General features: G+C 39.9%; 24 protein-coding genes. All 24 read right to left on the bottom strand.

The window, feature by feature from the left end; translation table 11 throughout:
• Positions 1-36: 36 nt before the first annotated feature.
• Positions 37-816: a sporulation transcription factor Spo0A gene (gene spo0A, locus L3V42_RS05250; protein ID WP_235760861.1), complete on the bottom strand. Its 780-nt coding sequence runs from the start codon at positions 814-816 to the stop codon at positions 37-39.
• 696 nt (positions 817-1,512) lie between these two features.
• Complete coding sequence (gene spoIVB, locus L3V42_RS05255) at positions 1,513-2,706, bottom strand: SpoIVB peptidase (protein ID WP_238471496.1); 1,194 nt, start codon at positions 2,704-2,706, stop codon at positions 1,513-1,515.
• A gap of 215 nt (positions 2,707-2,921) precedes the next feature.
• On the bottom strand, positions 2,922-4,628 hold the full coding sequence (gene recN, locus L3V42_RS05260; protein ID WP_238471497.1) for a DNA repair protein RecN: 1,707 nt from the start codon (positions 4,626-4,628) through the stop codon (positions 2,922-2,924).
• A gap of 28 nt (positions 4,629-4,656) precedes the next feature.
• Positions 4,657-5,106: a transcriptional regulator AhrC/ArgR gene (gene ahrC, locus L3V42_RS05265; RefSeq protein WP_235760864.1), complete on the bottom strand. Its 450-nt coding sequence runs from the start codon at positions 5,104-5,106 to the stop codon at positions 4,657-4,659.
• A 21-nt stretch (positions 5,107-5,127) separates the two neighbouring features.
• Positions 5,128-5,946, bottom strand: a complete 819-nt coding sequence (locus tag L3V42_RS05270; RefSeq protein WP_235761088.1) for a TlyA family RNA methyltransferase — start codon at positions 5,944-5,946, stop codon at positions 5,128-5,130.
• A 148-nt stretch (positions 5,947-6,094) separates the two neighbouring features.
• Complete coding sequence (locus tag L3V42_RS05275; protein WP_235760865.1) at positions 6,095-6,988, bottom strand: polyprenyl synthetase family protein; 894 nt, start codon at positions 6,986-6,988, stop codon at positions 6,095-6,097.
• A gap of 1 nt (position 6,989) precedes the next feature.
• The gene (gene xseB, locus L3V42_RS05280; protein ID WP_235760866.1) at positions 6,990-7,226 is read right to left on the bottom strand and encodes an exodeoxyribonuclease VII small subunit; all 237 of its coding nucleotides are present in this window, start codon (positions 7,224-7,226) and stop codon (positions 6,990-6,992) included.
• Complete coding sequence (gene xseA, locus L3V42_RS05285; protein WP_235760867.1) at positions 7,219-8,565, bottom strand: exodeoxyribonuclease VII large subunit; 1,347 nt, start codon at positions 8,563-8,565, stop codon at positions 7,219-7,221. The genes xseB and xseA overlap by 8 nt, the downstream gene beginning before the upstream one ends.
• Positions 8,555-9,415 (bottom strand): bifunctional methylenetetrahydrofolate dehydrogenase/methenyltetrahydrofolate cyclohydrolase FolD, encoded by an 861-nt coding sequence (gene folD, locus L3V42_RS05290; RefSeq protein ID WP_238471498.1) that lies wholly within the window; start codon positions 9,413-9,415, stop codon positions 8,555-8,557. Before folD ends, xseA begins: the two co-directional genes overlap by 11 nt.
• Entirely contained in the window at positions 9,412-9,810 is a 399-nt protein-coding gene (gene nusB, locus L3V42_RS05295) for a transcription antitermination factor NusB (RefSeq protein ID WP_235760869.1), read from the bottom strand. Before nusB ends, folD begins: the two co-directional genes overlap by 4 nt.
• A gap of 69 nt (positions 9,811-9,879) precedes the next feature.
• Complete coding sequence (locus tag L3V42_RS05300; protein ID WP_235760870.1) at positions 9,880-10,278, bottom strand: Asp23/Gls24 family envelope stress response protein; 399 nt, start codon at positions 10,276-10,278, stop codon at positions 9,880-9,882.
• Between the two features lie 31 nt (positions 10,279-10,309).
• Positions 10,310-11,662: an acetyl-CoA carboxylase biotin carboxylase subunit gene (gene accC, locus L3V42_RS05305; RefSeq protein WP_235760871.1), complete on the bottom strand. Its 1,353-nt coding sequence runs from the start codon at positions 11,660-11,662 to the stop codon at positions 10,310-10,312.
• A gap of 13 nt (positions 11,663-11,675) precedes the next feature.
• A complete protein-coding gene (gene accB / locus L3V42_RS05310) occupies positions 11,676-12,182 on the bottom strand; it encodes an acetyl-CoA carboxylase biotin carboxyl carrier protein (RefSeq protein ID WP_235760872.1) in 507 nt (168 codons plus the stop codon).
• Positions 12,183-12,991: 809 nt separating this feature from the next.
• Complete coding sequence (locus L3V42_RS05315) at positions 12,992-13,540, bottom strand: SpoIIIAH-like family protein (RefSeq protein ID WP_235760873.1); 549 nt, start codon at positions 13,538-13,540, stop codon at positions 12,992-12,994.
• 11 nt (positions 13,541-13,551) lie between these two features.
• Entirely contained in the window at positions 13,552-14,175 is a 624-nt protein-coding gene (gene spoIIIAG / locus L3V42_RS05320) for a stage III sporulation protein AG (RefSeq protein ID WP_235760874.1), read from the bottom strand.
• Positions 14,172-14,786: a stage III sporulation protein AF gene (spoIIIAF, locus tag L3V42_RS05325; RefSeq protein WP_235760875.1), complete on the bottom strand. Its 615-nt coding sequence runs from the start codon at positions 14,784-14,786 to the stop codon at positions 14,172-14,174. Before spoIIIAF ends, spoIIIAG begins: the two co-directional genes overlap by 4 nt.
• Before the next feature lie 10 nt (positions 14,787-14,796).
• Positions 14,797-15,966 (bottom strand): stage III sporulation protein AE, encoded by a 1,170-nt coding sequence (spoIIIAE, locus tag L3V42_RS05330; RefSeq protein ID WP_235760876.1) that lies wholly within the window; start codon positions 15,964-15,966, stop codon positions 14,797-14,799.
• A gap of 12 nt (positions 15,967-15,978) precedes the next feature.
• Entirely contained in the window at positions 15,979-16,371 is a 393-nt protein-coding gene (spoIIIAD, locus tag L3V42_RS05335) for a stage III sporulation protein AD (protein WP_235760877.1), read from the bottom strand.
• Positions 16,372-16,406: 35 nt separating this feature from the next.
• On the bottom strand, positions 16,407-16,607 hold the full coding sequence (gene spoIIIAC / locus L3V42_RS05340) for a stage III sporulation protein AC (protein WP_188858732.1): 201 nt from the start codon (positions 16,605-16,607) through the stop codon (positions 16,407-16,409).
• Positions 16,608-16,625: 18 nt separating this feature from the next.
• Positions 16,626-17,138 carry a stage III sporulation protein SpoIIIAB gene (spoIIIAB, locus tag L3V42_RS05345; RefSeq protein ID WP_235760878.1) on the bottom strand — a complete coding sequence of 171 codons (513 nt, stop codon included), beginning with the start codon at positions 17,136-17,138 and terminating at the stop codon, positions 16,626-16,628.
• Complete coding sequence (gene spoIIIAA / locus L3V42_RS05350; RefSeq protein WP_235760879.1) at positions 17,135-18,058, bottom strand: stage III sporulation protein AA; 924 nt, start codon at positions 18,056-18,058, stop codon at positions 17,135-17,137. Before spoIIIAA ends, spoIIIAB begins: the two co-directional genes overlap by 4 nt.
• 139 nt (positions 18,059-18,197) lie before the next feature.
• Complete coding sequence (gene efp, locus L3V42_RS05355) at positions 18,198-18,758, bottom strand: elongation factor P (protein WP_235760880.1); 561 nt, start codon at positions 18,756-18,758, stop codon at positions 18,198-18,200.
• A 22-nt stretch (positions 18,759-18,780) separates the two neighbouring features.
• Positions 18,781-19,845 (bottom strand): M24 family metallopeptidase, encoded by a 1,065-nt coding sequence (locus tag L3V42_RS05360; RefSeq protein ID WP_235760881.1) that lies wholly within the window; start codon positions 19,843-19,845, stop codon positions 18,781-18,783.
• A gap of 90 nt (positions 19,846-19,935) precedes the next feature.
• Positions 19,936-20,442, bottom strand: coding sequence for a YqhR family membrane protein (locus L3V42_RS05365; protein WP_235760882.1), 507 nt, complete (start codon positions 20,440-20,442; stop codon positions 19,936-19,938).
• Positions 20,443-20,694: the final 252 nt, after the last annotated feature.

Below are 20,694 nucleotides of genomic sequence, written 5' to 3' on the forward strand. Positions count from 1 at the left end.
TAAGAAGAGACTGGATGTTTGATCCAGTCTCTTTTTTTAGCTGACTTGATGTTCAAGCCGTAATCTGTCAGCAACCATCGCAATGAATTCACTGTTCGTAGGTTTTGCTTTAGAAATATTAATGGTATAACCGAATAATGCCGATATTGAATCAATGTTCCCCCTGCTCCAAGCTACTTCTATCGCATGGCGAATTGCTCGCTCCACTCTGGAAGCTGTTGTATTATATTTTTTTGCGATTTGCGGATAAAGCGTTTTTGTAATTGCTCCCAACAAATCGATATTATTATAAACCATCGTAATTGCTTCCCGTAGATACATATAACCTTTAATATGGGCTGGCACACCAACTTCATGAATGATATTTGTAATGCTTGCTTCAAGATTATGTGTCTTATTCTTTTTCCTTTGTTTTCTTACTTTGGTTTTAAAATTATCGATATTCTTACTGATCGTTCGGATTCTGTCAGCTAGATGGTCCAAGTCAAATGGTTTTAAAATGAAATAAGAAGCGCCAAATTCAACTGCTTTTTTCATTACTTCTTCCTGGCCGAATGCAGTTAGCATGATGACTTGCGGTGTTTTATTTAATTCCAGCGTGCGTAATTGATTCAGTACTGCAATTCCATCAATATGTGGCATAATAATATCTAATATAAGTATATCGGGTTCTAATACCTCCAACATTTCTAGGCATTCCCTGCCATTTGAAGCTGTACCGATTACTTCAATATCATCTTGACCTTCAAAATATTCCTCCATTAACGAAATTAATTCCGGGTTATCATCGACTAAACATACTGAAATACTTTCCACTTTACGAATCCTCCTTATTTTTACTCTTCCCTCTTACATATTCTACAAAAGATATTATTATCCTTCTTTATTTTAAAGAATTTGTATATTTTTATATTTCTCTATTTTTCCTACAATTTAACTAATATACCGAGCTTTTTCGACAAATTTATTCGATGTTATTCGACAAAAACCATAACTAGATTTTCGTCACCAAAGCTCAATACTGTATAATCTTATCACTTTCATTCAGTGTAAGTGTTTTGCACGTTCTCATGGCTCTCTCTAATCGCCGTTCAGTTGCCCGGTGGACGGATGCGCATCCTTAGGCACTGCTAGAGCTCTTCGGGCTCGCGCCCTGCGGGGTCTCCAGGCTCGTGCTGTTCCCGCAGGAGTCACCGTCCACCGGGCAACTAAACTGATTCTCTGAATAGAAATTGTTTCGTCACGATAAGAATTATACCTTTGGAACATTAAACAGTGATCCATATTTGGTCTTTCCTGATAGCAGTCCAGACACCTCGAGACTCCTGCGGGAGGATAGGGCTGGCGAGACCCCTTAGTGCTCAGCGCGAGGAGGCTTGCCGGCCGCTCAGCAGGTGCGAGAGGTGTCTGGACTGCGGACCTCCAGAAGTGAGTTTCGGACATTTCGGATACTTACGCTTAATGAATGTAAAAAACTTGCAACAGGGTGTTTTTACTGTTGCAAGTTCTTGGTTAGCTCGCTAAGGCAATGGTTTCATCATCTTTTTTAATGGATATTCCTGCATCGTTCAGCATCCATTCGATATGGACACCATAGCCCGAAGTTGGGTCGTTAACGAATACATGTGTTACAGCACCTACTATCTTTCCGTCTTGTATAATGGGACTGCCGCTCATTCCTTGAACAATTCCACCTGTACTTTCGAGGAGACGAGGGTCGGTTATTTTAAGAACCATTCCTTTAATGTCAGCTTTTTTTTGCGGAACCGAGCTAACGATTTCGATGTCGAATTCCTCGACCTTTTCATCAGCAACAACAGTTAAAATTTTTGCTGGGCCTTCTTTAACTTCATCAGATCGGGTGATTGGTAAAGGCTTATCATAATTGTCATTCGTTATGGTTGAGTTAAGCACACCAAAAATGCCGTGTGGTGTATTCTTCACAATACTTCCAATCACATTCCGGTCTGCGGAGAATCTTGCTTGCTTCTCACCCGGTGTTCCTTGATTACCTTTTTCAATGTGGACGACAGATGACCGGACAATCTTACCTCTCATTAATTCAATCGGTTTCTTTGTGTCCATATCTGAAATTACATGACCAAGCGCCCCATATCGCTTTGTCTCTGGGTCATGGAATGTCATCGTCCCAATTCCCGCTGCAGAATCCCTAATATAAAGTCCAATCTTATATTCCTGATCCCGTTTATCTTGTACTGGCTGTAAGGATGTGTTAAGTGTTTCATTTCCCCTTTTCAGCGTAATTTTTAGTTCTTCATTTTGCTTCCCGGCTGTGTTTACCAATGGTTTGATCTCGCTCATATCTTTAATCGGTTTCCCATTGATTTCAACAATCATATCCCCAATTAAGACTTTGGCATCCTGTCCCGGTGACAATGAGCCTTCTTTCCCTTGAATGGAATGGTGACCGACTACAAGTACCCCGAGCGTTTCCAGCTGCACCCCAATCGATTGACCTCCTGGAATTAATTTAATATCTTCCTCCCTCTGTATCGGTTCCAATGACGCATCCTCTTCAGCAGAAACAACACTTAAAGGAATGAAATTAGAGAACACTTCATGAGTCATTGTGTCTTTTGCGGGAAATATTCCTGCTTGAAATGGAAGTGTAAATGTAAGAAGGAATAAAAAGCTTCCAAATAGTATCAAGGTTCGTTTTATCGATTGTCTCTTTGCTATCTTCATGTATATTTAACACCCCTCGCATCTCACCCATACCAATTTTTTTTCTGTACTCCTAATTTGAGCGAAGCAGGCTGATTTTAAACTGGTGATTCATAAGTGATATGCTTAAGTTTTCCTTGCATAATAAATGACGTGCAGTAGAGGCTAATTTATGATGATATGTAAAAAAACATTAAAAAAAGCCGGTACTGTTAGTTTCCGGCTATTACTCAATATTATTCCTGATGATTTTTCTTCTTGAACATGTCGGCAAGGTCAAGCATTTCTTTTGCATGTTCTTTCGCTGTTTCTGTCAATTTCGTTCCAGTAATCATTCGGCTTAATTCTTCCATTTGTTCGTCCGTGCTTAATTCGGTAACATGTGTTGAAGTTCTGTCATCTTTTTCATGTTTTTTAATCAGTTTATGCGTGTCTGCCATTGCTGCAACTTGAGGTAAATGAGTAATACAAAGTACTTGTGAAGCGTTAGATATTTCATATATCTTCTCAGCAATCGCTTGTGCAACGCGCCCGCTTACACCCGTATCAACTTCATCAAATATCACACTTGTTACCCCTTGATGCTTAGCGAAGATTTTCTTTAGAACGAGCATAATTCTAGATAATTCTCCACCTGAAGCTACTTTTGTCAGCTCTTTAAGTGGCTCACCCGGATTTGTCGAAATCATAAAGCGGATTGTATCATACCCGTCTTTATGAAGTTTTGGATGATCTGCTTCAATATCAAAACTTATTTGGAACTCCGCTTTTTCTAAATATAAGCTTTTCAATTCGCTATGGATTTCTTTAACAAGTGCTCTTGCAGCTTTTTCTCTTAAATCATGAAGTTCTTTTGCCTCAAGCATGGCATCCTTTTCCACTTCTTCAATCTCTTCTACCAGTGCCGTTAAATGAAAATCTTTATTCGTGATTTCTTCCAATTCTTCTTCTATTTTCGCCATGTACGTTTGCATTTCATTCACAGTTGAACCATATTTCTTTTTTAACCGATTGAGTTCATTTATTCTTGCTTCAATTTCATTCAATCGTTCTGGATTATATTGCAATTGATCGATATAATTCCGTAAATCAAATGCCATCGTCTCAATCGAATAATAATGGTTAGCGATTTCTTCTGCTTTTTCATCAATAAAAGGATCAATCTTTTCATGTTCGCTTAAAGAGAGCATCGCATGATTTACCCATTCCAAACCTCTTCCTTCCCCGTATAAGGCATTATAGGCGTTCTGAAGCGCGGTATGGATATTCTCAAAGTTGGCAAGGGAGTTTCGTTCTTTTTCCATTATTTCATCCTCGTCCGGGACAAGATTGGCCTGTTCCAATTCTTGTAATTGAAAGGATAATAAATCTTGGCGATGGGCAGTTTCTTGCTCATTTTCATTTAATTGTTTGTAGCGTTGCTGTAACTTTTTTAGCCTGTTGTAAAGCCCCGTGTATTCTTCTTTAGCCTGTTTGATGTTCTCGTAGTCATAAAGGTCAAGCAGGTGAATGTGATTGTCTGCATCCATTAGAGACTGGGTTTCGTGCTGGCTATGTATATCAATCAGTGTTTTACCAAATTCCCTAAGAATTGCGAGCGTCACCAATTTACCGTTCACCCGGCAAATGCTTTTCCCGCTTTTCGTAATCGTTCGTTCTAAAACGACCTGCTCATCCGTTATTTCAATGCCGTATTGTCTCCCGACCGCATAAATTGGGTGCTCCAATGATTCAATGGAAAATAATCCTTCAATTTCTGCTTTATTTGTTTTATGACGTACATATTCAACAGACCCGCGACCCCCTGCAAGAAGTTGGATAGCATCGATAATGATTGACTTCCCAGCTCCCGTTTCACCAGAAAGCACGGTTAATCCCTCATTAAATGTAATCGATATTTGATCGATAATTGCAAAGTTTTGAATAGAAAGTTCCGTAAGCATGATTGTTCACCTCTTCTTGTATACAATATTAAAGCATGCGTATGAAGCGGTTTTTAATTTTTTCTGCATTCTTTTCTTTTCGGCAGATGATTAAACATGTATCATCCCCGCAAATTGTTCCCATTATCTCTTCCCATTCGAGGTTATCAATTAACACACCGATTGCATTTGCGTTCCCAGGCAATGTTTTTAGTACAACAAAATGATTCGCATGGTCAATACTGACAAAAGCATCAACAATAAGACGTTTTAATTTTTCCTCGGGATTAAATCGTAAATCTGCTGGCAAACTGTATTTATACTTTCCGGATAGTGTAGGTACTTTCACTAAATGTAATTCTTTAATATCACGCGAGACTGTTGCTTGGGTAACATTATAACCAAGAGCTTTCAGTTCATCAACTAGCTCATCTTGCGTTTCGATTTCGTGTTCATGAATTAATTCACGAATTTTAATATGTCGTTGAATCTTACTCATTCGGCTGACCTCCGTTTTTTGCTATGTTGCTTTTAAATGCTTATGTGCTTTGTCTACAACTTCTTCAAGAGATAACGTATAGGGTTTTTCTTTTAGTTCTGGAAGGTGTTTAAAATGGGCTAAAAATTCTACATTACCTTGAGTTCCTGTAATCGGCGAATACGTAATACCATGCAAAATGAAATTTTCTTCTTCAGCAAAGCGTGTGACCTGTTCAAGAACTTCCACATGAACTTCTTTATCACGAATGATTCCACCCTCACCGACTTGCTCTTTCTGCGCTTCAAATTGGGGTTTGATTAAAGCTACGACATCATTCGATTCACTTAATAAATGTTTAAGCACAGGTAAAATCAAACGCAAAGAGATAAAAGAGACATCAATCGAAGCAAATTCCGGGATTGCTTCTAGCATATCTTTTGTTACATAGCGGAAATTAGTCCGTTCCATAACGACGACCCGTTTATCATTGCGTAATTTCCAATCGAGTTGATTGTATCCGACATCAATTGCATAACTTAATCTCGCCCCATGCTGAAGGGCGCAATCGGTAAAGCCCCCCGTTGATGAACCAATGTCAAGTATGGTTTTATCTTGGAGATCCAAGTTAAACTGTTGGATTGCTTTCTCTAATTTCAATCCGCCGCGGCTGACATAGGATTTATTTTTTTGTTTTATACGAATTGGCATGTCTTTCTCGACTTTAACACCTGGTTTATCTAGTCGTTCATGCTCTGAATAAACTAAACCAGCCATAATCAGACGCTTGGCCATATCAGTACTATCAACTAAATCTCGTTCTACAAGTAATTCATCTAAACGTTTTTTTGTCATTTTCATTTCCTTTACTGTGACTGTCATTCATATTCATAAGCTTTTCTGATTTATTATACATCAAATGACTCATATTCTAAAATAGTATACATCTTCCAAACAAAAAAAACAGCCGCTCGTCTTGCATATTGAACGGCTGGACCTTACGATTTACTTAATGATCTCGGTTACTAATATAATCAATTAATGCTTTTAACTGTGATTGAATTGCTCCTGCTTGCTGCAATGATTCCATTGCTTTTTCCACATATATTTCTTTTTGTTTTATAGCTCCGTCTAGCCCAAGCAGCTTCGGATAGGTGCTTTTATTATTATCCACATCACTTCCTACAGGTTTACCAAGTGCTTCCTCTGTTCCAGTAATATCTAAGATATCATCCTGAACTTGGAAGATTAATCCTAAGTAATGGGCAAAACGTGTAAGGTGAGTTAGTTGTGCTTCTGTTGCCCCGCCTAAAAAGGCACCAGCGTAAACAGCGAACTTCAATAATTCTCCAGTTTTCAACTCGTGAATCTTCTCAAGTTGTTCAAGCGGGACTGATATTCCTTTATTTTCCGCTTCCATATCGAGGATCTGTCCGGCAACCATACCAAGCGGACCACTCGCTTCGCCAATTTTTCTTGTTAATTCAACTTTTTCACGGTCGGTAAGGAGTGGCTCATTCGCAATCAACGTAAAGCTATGTGTAAGTAAGCCATCACCTGCTAAAATTGCCGTTGCTTCATCAAACTTCTTATGATTCGTCAATTGTCCACGGCGGTAATCATCATCATCCATCGCAGGTAAATCATCATGAATTAAAGAATATGTATGCATCATTTCTAATGCAATCGCGGTAGAAATGGTTTTTTCAATAGAAGTCCCATAAGCTTCATAGCTAGCAATCAAAAGAATGGGTCGGATTCTTTTCCCGCCAGCTTGAAGGGAATAGAGCATGGAAGCTTTTAATCGATCTGGAATCGAAAGCTTAGCTAATTGAGCTTCCATTTCACTTTCAATTAAGTCTTTCTGCCGCTTTAAATAATCTTCCAGATTGGCCTCGTGCATGCTAGACTTCCCCCTCCACATCAAAGTTTGTGATTTCTCCGTGTTCATTTAAGATTTTTGCCATTTTATCTTGGACAGAATTAATTTTATCACTGCATAGTTTTGATAAAATCATGCCTTCCTGATAATAATCAATTGCTTTTTCCAAAGGGACATCTCCTGTTTCCAGCTTCCCTACAATTTTCTCTAACTTCTCCATTGCTTCCTCGAAGGAAAGTTCCGTATTTTTCTCAGTCATTTGAAGTCTCCTTTACCGATAGCACCCTGGCGTCGATGGTGCCGTCTGTTAATTTTACTGATAGCTGTTCATGTTCCTTAATATGCTTCACTGACTTCAATAATTGGCCATCTGCAGTATAAGGTAACGCAAATCCACGCTTCATAATTTCTAATGGATTGACCAAACTTAACTTATCTAATAAATTACCAAGCTCTCGCAGGTGGTAATCAAGAGTTTGATTCATATAGCGGTTGTTAGTTGCTGTAAGTTCAACCAACTTCTTTTCCGCCTCTTCAATCCTTTCTTTCGGATGCTGCAGGGCAAGTCGATTTATAACGGTTTGATGAGCTACTGCAGCGTCATTTACTTGCAACTTTAGTGTCCGCTCGAGTGATTCCATTTGCTGATCTAATTCTTGTTCTTTCTGGCGGATAAGTTCTTTTGGATAACGGAAGGCATATGAATTCCTCAAGTTATGAAGCTGTCGTGTTTCCCGGTCCAATAATTGATTCACTTCCCGGGTTATTCTTTTGGTAAAAAGAACAATGTTATTTTTTAATTCTGCTTGAGATGGAACCGCAAGCTCTGCTGCACCGGTTGGCGTGGGTGCCCTTAAATCCGCTACAAAGTCACTAATCGTTGTATCTGTTTCATGTCCAACTGCAGAAATAACTGGGATCTGTGATTCATAAATTGCATGGGCAACGATTTCTTCATTGAAACTCCATAATTCTTCAATCGAACCCCCGCCTCTTCCGACAATTAACGAATCAAAGTCCATCCGATTCGCTATTTCAATTCCCTGCTTTATTGAGGCTGCTGCTTCTGGACCTTGGACAAGCACTGGAATGACTACAACTTCAACCAAGGGATAGCGTCTTTGGATCGTTGTAATAATATCTCTTACTGCTGCACCAGTCGGAGATGTTATGACACCTATTCGCTTCGGAAATGGTGGTATTTGCTTTTTATGTACAGATGAAAAATAACCTTGCTGCTCCAGCTTGGTCTTTAATTGTTCGTAAGCTAAGTATAAAGCACCGATACCATCCGGCTCCATAGCATTAATATACAGTTGATATTGCCCGGCAGCTTCATAAACACTGACATTTCCGCGAATGAGCACTTTCATCCCACTCTCCGGAACAAATTTTAAATAACGGTTATTCCCGGCAAACATAACGGCTTGAATCCTTGTCTGTTCGTCTTTTATCGTCATATACATATGACCGCGACTATGATGTTTAAAATTCGATATTTCGCCTCGGAGCCATATTTGCTGTAAATGCTGATCAATATCGAGCTTCCGCTTAAGATACCTTGTTAATGCTGTTACCGTTAAGTATTTATCCTTCAATACCAGTCAGTCCTTTGGCCGCTTTAATTGTATTGGAAAGAAGCATTGTAATTGTCATTGGACCGACCCCTCCCGGAACAGGTGTAATATACCCGGCTTTTTCCACTACCCCGGCAAAATCGACATCACCGGTCAATTTACCTGCTTGGGTCCGGTTAATCCCAACGTCGATAATAACCGCGCCTTCTTTGACATCCTCTTGCTTGATAAAATTTTCCTTTCCGATTGCTACGATAAGAATATCAGCTGCTTGTGTGTATTGATGCATGTTCTCTGTTCTGGAATGACAGTAAGTGACCGTCGCATTTTCATTCAATAAAAGTTGTCCGACTGGCTTTCCAACAATATTACTGCGCCCGATAATCACCGCATGCTTCCCTTCAATCTTAATTCCTTTTGATTTGATCATCGTAATGATTCCATAAGGAGTACACGGCAGGAAACTATCTTCCCCCGCCATCATCTTCCCGATATTAATCGGATGGAATCCGTCCACATCCTTCAACGGATCTATCCGATCAATTACTTTCTGTTCATCAATTTGTTCAGGTAACGGTAATTGGACTAAGATACCATGAACCGCATCATTATCATTCAGATCATCCAGTAATGCTAATAAGTCTGCTTCCGTTGTTTCAATCGGTAACGTGATAAGCTCGGAATCCATTCCAATTTCAGCTGCCGCCTTCTCTTTCCCTTTAACATAAGAAAGCGATGCGGGGTTATCGCCGACAAGAACTACTACCAATTTTGCTGTTAGGTTTTTGACTTTTAGTTTCTCAATTTCTTTTGCCAAGTCTTGCTTGATTTCTGCAGCTAATTCTTTTCCACTAATGATTTCAGCAGTCATAATTCATTTCCTTTCTCTTCTACAATTTTGGATAATACGCCATTAACAAATTTCCCTGATTTCTCATCGCCAAAGCGGTTGCCCAGTTCGACGGCCTCGTTAATCGAGACATTGAGCGGGATATCTTCCAGATACTTTATTTCAAATGTCGAAAGCCGCAAAATCGTCCGTTCTACCGCAGCTAAACGATCAAGGCTCCAATTCTCCAGATGACTAGCAATTATTTCATCTAATGAGGATTTTTGCTCCAACACTCCTTGTATTAATCGGTTAAGAAACGGATCATTTCCCTGTTCTTCAACATATTCTTGAATGTTTTCTTTAGGTACATCAAGATTGATATCGATTTGAAACAGAAACTGGAATGCTTTTTCTCTTGCTTCGCTTCGTTTCATGCTTTTACTCCTTCTATTGTTCTTCTCAAATGATAAGAAGGCCAAAGTGTTTCGCTCTGGCCTGCTTGTCTACTCCTTATGCTTAGCTTGCTCTTCTTTTTCATCCATATTGATTCCGACTACGTGAATATTTATTTCAGCAATATCAAGTTGCGTCATTGTCTTTAAACTTTGTCGGATCGTCGTTTGTAACGCCTGAGCGACTTTCGGGATGGATGATCCGAAATTTAAGATACAATACACATCGATTGTGATCCCGTTATCTGTGAGCTCGACTTTTACACCTTTACTGTGTGTCTGCTTCCCTAGACGCTCTGCAACGCCTGAGGCAAAAGTTCCGCGCATTGCGTATAAGCCTTTAACTTCTGTTGCAGCAATACCAGCAATTACTTCAATTACCTCTGGGGCAATCTCCACTCTACCTAAAGATATATCATCACTGACATTTAATAATGGTTGTTCACTCATGAAATCACACCTTTTATAGAAAGTTGTCGTTCTATTCCTCTACAATCGGGTTCTCTTCTAAAAAGTTCGTATTGAAATCCCCGCGCTGGAACACATCATGATCCATTATTTGCCGGTGGAAAGGAATTGTCGTGTAAATTCCTTCAATCACGAATTCATCAAGTGCCCGTTTCATTTTCTTTATTGCTTCTTCTCTTGTTGACCCGTAGGATATTAGTTTAGCAATCATGGAATCATAATACGGCGGGATAGTATAGCCGGTATATGCTTGAGAATCCACTCGAATTCCAAATCCTCCGGGCGCAAGATACATATCGATCTTACCTGCTGAAGGCATGAAGTTCTTATATGGATTTTCCGCATTTATCCGGCATTCAATCGCCCAACCGTCAAATGTGATATCCGCTTGTTTTAGACTGAGCTTTTCATTGTCCGCCACTTTAATTTGTTCTTTAATCAAGTCTACTCCAGTTACCATTTCTGTGACTGGATGTTCTACTTGAATTCTTGTATTCATTTCCATAAAGTAAAATTCCTTAGTCTGACGGTCGAATATGAATTCTATCGTACCAGCACCGACATAGTCCACTGCTGCAGCTGCATTAACTGCCGCTTGTCCCATCTTCTCTCTAATCTCCGGCGTAACCGCTGGGGAAGGGGTTTCTTCGATTAGTTTTTGCAGGCGTCTTTGAACCGTACAATCCCGTTCTCCTAAGTGGATAATATTTCCGTGTTTATCTGCAAGAACTTGAATTTCCACGTGGCGGAAGTCTTCAATAAATTTCTCGAGATAAACTCCAGGATTCCCGAAAGCTGTCTCTGCTTCTTTTTGTGTTACACGAATCCCCTTAACAAGTTCCTCTTCATTTCTTGCGACACGGATACCTTTACCGCCACCACCTGCTGTAGCTTTGATAATGACCGGATAGCCGATTTTTTCCGCGATTTCAATACCCTCTTCTTCACTTTCGATAATCCCATCAGAGCCAGGAACAATCGGAACATTAGCCTGTTTCATCGTTTCCCGGGCAACGTCTTTAATTCCCATTTTTTGAATCGCTTCTGCTGTCGGACCGATAAAGCTTATATTACATGCTTCACACAACTCAGCAAAATCAGCATTCTCAGCGAGGAATCCATAACCTGGGTGAATCGCATCCACATCTGTTGACGTTGCTACACTTAATATATTCGTAAAGTTGAGATAGCTGTCTTTACTTAATTTCGGGCCGATACAATATGCTTCATCTGCAAGTTGCACGTGTAAAGATTCTTTATCTGCTTCTGAATAGACTGCGACGGTTTCAATCCCCATTTCATGGCAGGCTCTAATAATTCGAACAGCAATCTCTCCTCTGTTCGCAATTAACACTTTATTAATCAATTACTCCATCCCCTTACTTTTTCTTTACCCGGAATAGTGGTTGACCATACTCTACAAGCTCGCCATTTTCCACAAGTATTTCAACGATTTCTCCACTTACTTCCGCTTCAATTTCATTAAATAATTTCATTGCTTCGACAATACAAACAATGGAATTTGATTGGACGATGCTGCCGACTGCAACATATGCATCGTCTTCCGGAGATGGTGCCCCGTAAAATGTTCCGACCATTGGAGATACAATTTCAAAGTCATATTCATTGTTTTCTACTTTTACTTCCTGTTGCTCCTCTATCACTTCTGCTTGTTTCTCAACTACTTGTTCTTGAACCGGTTCACTTTGGCGCTGTATTTGTACAGCTGCAGTTTCTGTTACTTGTGGTGTTTCGCTTCCTACAGCCGCCCCATTACTTCCTTTTTTTAGTGAAACAGAAGTTCCGTTAGATTCATAATTAAATTCTGTAATAGATGATTGATCAATTAATTTAATAATTTCACGTATTTCTTGTACTTTAAGCATCTAAAAACGCACCCCTTATTTATTTTGTATACGATACTATACATTTTACTTAAATTTCGCTACCATGTCCAAGTTGTAAATATGTAGTATGCTTCTTTTATTTTATCATTATATCAGTAGTGCATAATGATAGCTATCAAAAATGTAACGAACCCCCAACCATATGAATGAACGATCACTTTCATACAGCGTGAGTGATTTGCACGTTCTCATGGTTCGCTCTCTAATCGCCGTTCAATTGCCCAGTGGACGGATGCGCATCCTTAGGCACTGCTAGAGCTCCTCGGGCTACCGCCCTGCGGGGTCTCCAGACTCGTGCTATTCCCGCAGGAGTCACTGTCCACCGGGCAACTGAACTGGTTAGATGATTCTCTGAATAGAAATTGTTCCGTCACGATAGGAATTATATCTTTGGAACATTAAACAGTGATCCATATTTGGCCTTTCCTGGTAGTAGTCCAGACACCTCGAGACTCCTGCGGGAGGCCGGCTAAGAACGGTCACGTCCTGTGACCAACGCCAACGCCGGCATTAGAACTTCCTGTTCGGAGGTAGGTCTGGCGAGATCCCGCAGCGCGTTAGCGCAAGGAGGCTTGCCGGCCGCTCAGCAGGTGCGAGAGGTGTCTGGACTGCGGACCTCCAGAAGGAAATTTCGGGGTTAGGCACACACTCACGCTGTATGAAGGCGATAGTAGTTTCTTTCGGTTGCCGGGGATAGTTTTGACACTCAGGATAAATCACAAGACAACAAGAAATCCAGACGTTGGAGCGTCTGGATCGGGTGGGTCATTTATAACTTTTGGGAATGATTAGTAATTGACTTCAACAGGGATGTCGCGGTCGAATTCATCTCTTACCATTTGCATAATGCGCAATGCTTCTTCATCGGATAATTCCTCCGCTCGGACATGGACGTGCACCTTTTCACCACCAGAATTCCTTACTAACACATCTTCATACCCTGCTTCATCAAGAATGGATTCCTCCAGAATCTCTTCTTTCGTCCCAATTGAGTCAATCTCATCAATTTCTTCCAGTGCACTATTTTTTTCTTCAATACTTGCTGACCCGGAAGCTACAATCGCCTCAAGCCGAGATTTTTCCCTGCTTCTGTCATCTTCTACCTTCATGCGGATGGTTGTAAATAATTCATCACCTGCCACATTGGTTATATCGGTAACTTCTGCATCCGTCGTTTCTTCGGTAACAGAGTCTGTCTCTGTCGCCCCTTCACTTAATTCATCATCTTGATTAATAAAAGCTAAGTCACCGTCATTTGGCGACATGATGTAATACACACTCAGCACAATTAATAAACTCAACATTGTCAGCAACCAAACCGTTTGTTTTTTTAACATCATTCTCCTCCTTAATCTTTAGGCATAACAGAAATTCGGTGGGAAGGAACATCCAGGACACTGGAGATTGCTTCAATGATCCAGCTTTTTACACTTGGCTGTTCGGCACCCTTTGCTACAACAAATACACCTCTTACTTCCGGTCGTTTCGTTTGAACAAGGAGCGGTTTTTCCGTATCTCCTTGGCGGACTAAAACGACTTGCGTATCTTCTGTTCGGTCCTCAACTTGTCTTGTGCCCCCGCTTTGGTCTTCCTCGCTAGTCGTTTGAGTTCCTGATATCAGATTACGCTCGTACACTTTTACATCAGACGAATCAAGATTAACCATCACTTCCGCTTCTCGGACTCCTTGGATTTTATTTAACATCGCTACTAAATCTTGTTGATAGCCATTTGCAAGTTGCTCCATATCTGCTACTGGCTCAGATGTTGTATCTCCTGTCTCTACCTGCTGTTCGGTCATATTAGGTTCATAATGAATTTCTGTTTCCTCTGGTTCCTCTTTTTGAAATAAATTGCTGAAGAGCAGCAGCAACACGCCGACTAAGCCAAGAATAATAAAGTATTTCGGCCGCAACGGCTTTTTCTCCTGTCCTGGTTCTGTGGAAAATAACTTATCAATAAATCGTTTCAAGATGCCCCCCCTTCCCAATAAACAGTAATTTTTTTATCTTGCAGCTCCCAGCGATCCCTCAGTAAATCGATAATAGGTTCATCTGCTTCTTCCAGCTCTTGTTCTTCTTTTCCAGTAATTACAATATCCTCGACTGGTTTGATTTCTCCCTCCCTAGTCGTCGATTTCTCCAAAAAGACAATTACTTCATCCAGCCCTTCATATGTTTTCTCTGCTTCATCAGTAAAAATAAAATCGATGTCTGTGATTATCGCATCATATTCTGTCTGTAATGCTTCATCTGTGAGGGATATGAGTTGGACAGCCATTTCTTCTAAAATATATGCATCATGAGTCGATTCTATTTCACTTTTTTGCAATTCGATGGAATCTTGTACTTGCTCCATTTCACCCCCTGTTTCAAAAAGGCTTTGATACGTATTACCAACAGCTTGCTCGAAGTCCAAATTGAATAAAGAAAAAATTGGTGACAATAAAATGAGAATTAAGATAAGCCCTAAAACAAGCTTGATGTATTTCCCCATTGATAAATTAGGTATAAGTAAATCAATAATTGTCGCGACTAATATAAAAATGATAATTTGTGTAATCCAATTCGTTAACATTTCCATTACAATCACGCTACCTTAGCAGAAGGGTCAGATTACTCGCTGCAACAATCAACACAATGGCTAAAAGAAACATAAACGATACAGCTAACAAACAGGCCAAAACATACAGGATATACGTACTTAGCGCCTGCAAGGTCGTAATGATTGGTCCTTTTCCAAGCGGCTCGAGAACTGCTGCTGCTATCCGATAAATAAATGCAATAACTAATATTTTTATAGCAGGAAACAGACATATTATTAAAATAATCAGTAACCCTACAATTCCTAGAGAATTTTTAAGTAGTAATGTAGCGGATAAAATTGTATCTGCTGCATCTGTGAATGTTCTTCCAATTACCGGGATAAAATTACCCGTAATAAATTTTGCTGTCCGCATGGCGACCCCGTCTTGAACAGCACTTGCCGCTCCTTGCACAGACATAACTCCCAGAAAAATCGTCAGTAACACTCCAAGGCTACTCACTGTAACGGACCGTAGTAAATTAGCTAGATTCGTCACTTTATAATTCTCTGAAATGCTGCTGATAATGACTAACAGCGCTGCAAAGGATAATAACGGTAGAGCGAAAAACGAGATGAATACGCCAGTAAAATGAATGAGAAATATAATAATCGGATGAAAGAAAGATACAGCAAATACGTTTCCAAAAGTCGCCATTAGTCCAAGTATGAGTGGCAATAAACCAATCATAAACCCGCTCATTGTATCAATTGCTTCTTTCGCATAGGTGATCACGGTATAAAAGCTGGATAAAGCAATGAAAATAAGTACGAGAAAGACAACGAAGTAAGCTATTTTGCTAACTGCGCTTTTTTCAAATGCAGCATGCACCGTCTGCAGAATAATCGAGAAGATCGTTAGTAACAACAAGCTGCCTAATAATTTTCCATTATGGATTAATTCATGAAATAAAAAATCAAGGAGCCCTAGTGCAATTTCCTTAAATGAGAGATTGTCCAAATTTTTTACAAAATCGCTGAACGATGTCCGCTCTATATTCGGAATATAGCCGCCATATTCTTTCGCAAGCGTTTCCCAGTAATCCTCGACCGCATCTAATGAAATTTCCTCTAGGAGTCGATCATTCATGTCGTATTCTTCCTCTTCTGCTTGTACCGGGATCCCTGTCCATAAGCCAGATAATAAAATGATGAAGATGAAACCCGTTCTCCTAATCATATAAACTGCTCCTTAAACTGTCGGCAGGAAACTGACGATTGCTTCAATAACGGATGTAATTATTGGTATAGCAAGCAATAATATAAAAATTTTCCCGGCAAGTTCGATGTTTCTCGCAACTGATTGCAAGCCAGCATCTTGTGTCATACTCGCCCCTAATTCAGCAATATAGGCAATCCCGATAATTTTCAAGATCGTTTCCAAATATAGCCCCGGGACATTTGCTTGATCACCCAATGATTGGATAACTTGAAAAATTAAGCGAATCTGCCCAATGACACTTGCAAATATCATAATGCCGACAACAATAATAATGAAAAAAGCAAAGGTTGGATTTACATCTTTCAATATAATGAAAAGTATACTTGCAACAATGGAAACCATAACAATTTGTAATATATCCATATTTTATCTCCCAAGGATTTATTACTTGTCCTTTTCTAAAACAGGAATACCGATTTAATCTGATTAAATAAATCACGCAGTCCGTTGATGACGATATAAAGAACGATAATAAATCCGATTAACGTAGCGAATTGGGCAATTTCTTCCTTTCCCATCTGCTTTAATATCGTATGGATAAGCGCTACAATAATGCCTATGCCTGCGATTTGAAAGAGAACAGATATATCGGTGAGCATGGTCATACCCCTTTCTCGCTAGAAGAGCAACAACGCGATAAATATTCCTGCTAAAACACCTAAACTTCTTGCTAAATTACTATATTTATAAGATTCATCCCGCGCTTCTTCCAGTTCTCGATCCAAATGGGTTAAAGCAAGTCGGATCTGTTTTTGCTGCTGAATGAAATCATGCTGGCCCAATGAATTGCCAAATTGCTTTAAAACTTCAATTTCATTTTTCTTTAAACTTGTCATCTTTTTTAATTCATCCGTTTTTTCATCCCAAACCGTATTAAAATCAACTTCCTGTTGCAACATTGCTTCGCTGAGTGATTGAAAAAAACGGCTGATCGGATGTGGCAGTTGACGAGCAATTGTTTGAAATGCAAGCTGTAAAGGAGTCTGGCTATACGTAATTTCTGCTTCCAGTAGTTGCAGCGCACTTTCCAATTGCCGAATATGTTTCGGTCTTTTCTCATAACGAACGCTGAAATATAAACCAATACAAGTAGTTGCGGCAACGAGTAATATAGCGCCTAACCATTTCATTTCCAACCAACTCCGCGTGATTGAATTTGCTTTCCTTCTTCGTTAAAGATTTGAATTTTTTGCCTTCCAGCCGTACGTTTGCCTAAAATAATAAAACGTTTAAACGTGCGTGCCTGCATGAGTTCGCGGAGAGCCGTGCGTTTTTTTAAATCTTCCAGCGATTGTCCATGAATAGAGCAAACAACCGTCACGCCAGAATGAACGGCTTCATGTATGGCATGGATATCTTTGTTCCCACCTACCTCATCAACGACTAGCACTTCTGGTGACATTGAACGAATCATCATCATCATACCCTCTGCTTTTGGGCAACCATCCATCACATCTGTTCTTCTCCCTAAATCATGCTGAGGAATTCCTTGAATTGCTGCTCCAATTTCAGAACGTTCATCAATAACGGCAACTTTCCTGCCAGGTTTATCTTTCCACCCAGTGGAAACTAATCGAGTAATATCACGGATTAAAGTTGTTTTTCCAGATTGAGGTGGTCCGATGATTAGTGTGTTTTCATATGCTTGCGTGTATAGATTCTGTATAAGAGCTTCGGCCACCCCTAATTTCTGCCGGGCGATACGAATATTAAAAAAAGATATATTTTGTACTGCTTTCACTGATCCATCCAGCGTATTCACCTTGCCTGCGATTCCGACACGATGGCCGCCTTCGATTGTAATAAAGCCTTCGCGCAATTCATTTTCCATGCGATACAACGAAAATTCACTTAATTGGTTTAATAAAAATACACCTGTTTTTTTATCTGGGATAAGCGTTGTTATCCATTCCACTTGATCTTCAAAAATCAACTCCACCGGTTGATGGAGACGACAACGAATTTCTTCTAGCTTGTCCCAGCGCTTACCGATTTTTAAAGCGATATAGCCTTTCATTTCAGGTGGGAATATACGTAAAATCTCTTCCATCATCTCCTACTCCTCTTCTGGTCTGTTCCCGAGACTATATAGAAAATGTATGAAATTTAATTCAAAATATGATTACAGACAAAAAAAACAGGATGGCATCCTAAGGACTACCACCCTGTTTTCGTTATTTTTTTTAATTTTAGTTAGCGCGTGATACATATTTTCCTTCATCTGTGCTGATGACTAATTTATCACCTTGGTTTACAAACAATGGAACTTGCACTGTTATTCCTGTTTCTAATGTAGCTGATTTTGAACCACCACTTTGCGTATCACCTTTAATTCCCGGCTCGGTTTCCGTCACTTCGAGCTCTACGTTTTTAGGTAGGTCAATACCAAGGATTTCTCCTTCATAGGAAACAACTGTCACTTCCATATTTTCTACGATGAATTTCAACTCATGCTCAAGACTGTTTCCAGGGATTTCAATCTGCTCATACGTATTCGTATCCATGAATGCATGAGCATCACCTGAAGCATATAAGTATTGCATTTTATTCGTTTCAATGTGGGCACGCTCTACTTTTTCGCCACCGCGGAATGTTTTTTCCTGAATGTTGCCGTTTCTTAAGTTACGTAATTTCGAACGAACAAATGCAGCTCCTTTTCCTGGCTTAACATGCTGGAATTCGATTACTTGCAAAATATCTCCGTCTACTTTAATTGTTAGACCTGTTTTAAATTCGTTTACTGAAATCATTGTTTAGCCTCCTAATGTTGTGTCATCCTAATTGAATGAATTCTTTCGACGATGTAGTTAATCGTTCATTGCCTTCTTTTGTAATTACAATATCATCTTCAATCCGACAGCCGCCAAGTCCTGCTACGTATATTCCCGGCTCTACCGTTACGACCATCCCTGGCTCTAATTTTTGTTCAGAACGCGCAGAAAGTCCCGGTGCTTCGTGAACTTCCATACCAAGACCATGTCCTGTCGAATGCCCAAAGTTTTCACCGTAACCCATTTCTGTAATATAATCTCTTGTGATGGCGTCCGCTTCAATACCAGTCATGCCTGGCTTAATTTCCTTTACCCCGCGCATATTGGCTTCTAACACAATATCATAAATCTTCCGAAGTTCATCACTTACTTCACCGACTGCGACAGTTCTCGTAATATCTGAACAATATCCATTGTACAAAGCACCATAATCTAATGTGACAAGTTCTCCTGCCTGAATTACCTTATCAGATGCTACACCATGCGGCATGGCAGAGCGGTGGCCAGAAGCAACAATTGTATCAAAGCTTGATGAGGTTGCCCCTTTACCACGCATGTAAAATTCCAGTTCATTCGCAACTTCAATTTCTTTTACCCCTGGTTTAATGTAAGATTGGATATGTACAAACGCATCATCTGCAATTTTCGCAGCCTGTTTCATTATTTCAAGTTCTTCCGGTGACTTAATCATCCGTAAAGCTTCGACGAGCCCGCTTACTGGAATCAATTCCACGTCAAATGTCTTTTTATAGGTTTCGAATTGTCCATATGTAGTGTAATTTTTCTCAAAACCTACTCGACTTACATTCATTTCATTTAGTTGTTTTTTCACTTCGGCTTCAAGTCCTTGTTTATGTTCAATCACTTGAAAGCCTTCAGTTTGTGCTTCTGCTTGCTCTGTATAACGGAAGTCTGTGATAAACTGGGCATCTTTATCCGATATTACAGCAACACCCGCTGTACCGGTAAAACCACTAATATATCGCCTGTTGATTCCGCTAGCAATAATAATTGCATCTAATTTGTTTTCTTGCAGTTTTTCCCGCAGTTTTTGTAATTTAACCATCGTTCATCCCTTCCCTCATCAAATTTCTCACTATCGATCATCGTTTTTTTAGTGTATCATAATGTTACCGTGATTGGTAATTTTTATATACTAACTTTCTGGCTCTTGTCTGATTTTCCGTATCTTCATTTCATGATCGTCATAGGAAATGGAATAACCTGTGAAAAGACCATATAATATAAATGTACACACGGTTGTGACCCATGTTTCCGCGGGAAGGTCAATCATTGGCCTCGTACCGGGCAATAACGGCTGTAAGAGGAAGAAAATAATTCCCCATAGTAAAACACCATATCCGACTCCCATCCAGACTGAATTTATTTTACGGAATAAGCTATAGTAAATAACGGTAGGGAGAAGGGAAACAATACTTGCCATCACAATTGCAACGATGTGACCTGTCAAACGATCGGTCCATCCATCTTGGATCCATGGCTTCAGTAAATATGTTTTCGGAGCAGTTTCTGTGAAATTAAAATAATAAGAAACTGCCAGAAATAAGCTCCATATAAGTCCACCCACCAATCCGATTACGAGCGCCCGGCCAAGTGAATTATCGGCAGGCGAATCTTGTTTATTCTCCTGATTATTCGTCATCATTGATCACCTCAATTGTAGTATGACCAATCATAAAGTTTTCTTTCATTTGGAGGAACAACATTTAATACTCTCAACTTCTTTACACTAAATTAACGAAGCTCCTGATCACTTTCATACAGCGTGAATGTGTCTAACCCCGAAACTATCTACTGGAGGTCCGCAGTCCAGACACCTCTCGCACCTGCTGAGCGGCCGGCAAGCCTCCTCGCGCTGAGCACTAAGGGGTCTCGCCAGGCTTACCTCCGAACA

The sequence above is a fragment of the Oceanobacillus alkalisoli genome (genome assembly GCF_022213125.1).
Taxonomy (GTDB): domain Bacteria; phylum Bacillota; class Bacilli; order Bacillales; family Amphibacillaceae; genus Oceanobacillus; species Oceanobacillus alkalisoli.

Excerpts from the sequence above, each read along its gene's own strand:
- spoIVB (WP_238471496.1), bottom strand. The coding sequence starts at position 2,706 with ATGAAGATAGCAAAGAGACAATCGATAAAACGAACCTTGATACTATTT.
- recN (WP_238471497.1), bottom strand. The coding sequence starts at position 4,628 with ATGCTTACGGAACTTTCTATTCAAAACTTTGCAATTATCGATCAAATA.
- ahrC (WP_235760864.1), bottom strand. The coding sequence starts at position 5,106 with ATGAGTAAGATTCAACGACATATTAAAATTCGTGAATTAATTCATGAA.
- L3V42_RS05270 (WP_235761088.1), bottom strand. The coding sequence starts at position 5,946 with ATGAAAATGACAAAAAAACGTTTAGATGAATTACTTGTAGAACGAGAT.
- L3V42_RS05275 (WP_235760865.1), bottom strand. The coding sequence starts at position 6,988 with ATGCACGAGGCCAATCTGGAAGATTATTTAAAGCGGCAGAAAGACTTA.
- xseB (WP_235760866.1), bottom strand. The coding sequence starts at position 7,226 with ATGACTGAGAAAAATACGGAACTTTCCTTCGAGGAAGCAATGGAGAAG.
- folD (WP_238471498.1), bottom strand. The coding sequence starts at position 9,415 with ATGACTGCTGAAATCATTAGTGGAAAAGAATTAGCTGCAGAAATCAAG.
- nusB (WP_235760869.1), bottom strand. The coding sequence starts at position 9,810 with ATGAAACGAAGCGAAGCAAGAGAAAAAGCATTCCAGTTTCTGTTTCAA.
- L3V42_RS05300 (WP_235760870.1), bottom strand. The coding sequence starts at position 10,278 with ATGAGTGAACAACCATTATTAAATGTCAGTGATGATATATCTTTAGGT.
- accB (WP_235760872.1), bottom strand. The coding sequence starts at position 12,182 with ATGCTTAAAGTACAAGAAATACGTGAAATTATTAAATTAATTGATCAA.
- L3V42_RS05315 (WP_235760873.1), bottom strand. The coding sequence starts at position 13,540 with ATGTTAAAAAAACAAACGGTTTGGTTGCTGACAATGTTGAGTTTATTA.
- spoIIIAF (WP_235760875.1), bottom strand. The coding sequence starts at position 14,786 with ATGGAAATGTTAACGAATTGGATTACACAAATTATCATTTTTATATTA.
- spoIIIAE (WP_235760876.1), bottom strand. The coding sequence starts at position 15,966 with ATGATTAGGAGAACGGGTTTCATCTTCATCATTTTATTATCTGGCTTA.
- spoIIIAD (WP_235760877.1), bottom strand. The coding sequence starts at position 16,371 with ATGGATATATTACAAATTGTTATGGTTTCCATTGTTGCAAGTATACTT.
- spoIIIAC (WP_188858732.1), bottom strand. The coding sequence starts at position 16,607 with ATGCTCACCGATATATCTGTTCTCTTTCAAATCGCAGGCATAGGCATT.
- spoIIIAB (WP_235760878.1), bottom strand. The coding sequence starts at position 17,138 with ATGAAATGGTTAGGCGCTATATTACTCGTTGCCGCAACTACTTGTATT.
- spoIIIAA (WP_235760879.1), bottom strand. The coding sequence starts at position 18,058 with ATGGAAGAGATTTTACGTATATTCCCACCTGAAATGAAAGGCTATATC.
- efp (WP_235760880.1), bottom strand. The coding sequence starts at position 18,758 with ATGATTTCAGTAAACGAATTTAAAACAGGTCTAACAATTAAAGTAGAC.
- L3V42_RS05360 (WP_235760881.1), bottom strand. The coding sequence starts at position 19,845 with ATGGTTAAATTACAAAAACTGCGGGAAAAACTGCAAGAAAACAAATTA.
- L3V42_RS05365 (WP_235760882.1), bottom strand. The coding sequence starts at position 20,442 with ATGACGAATAATCAGGAGAATAAACAAGATTCGCCTGCCGATAATTCA.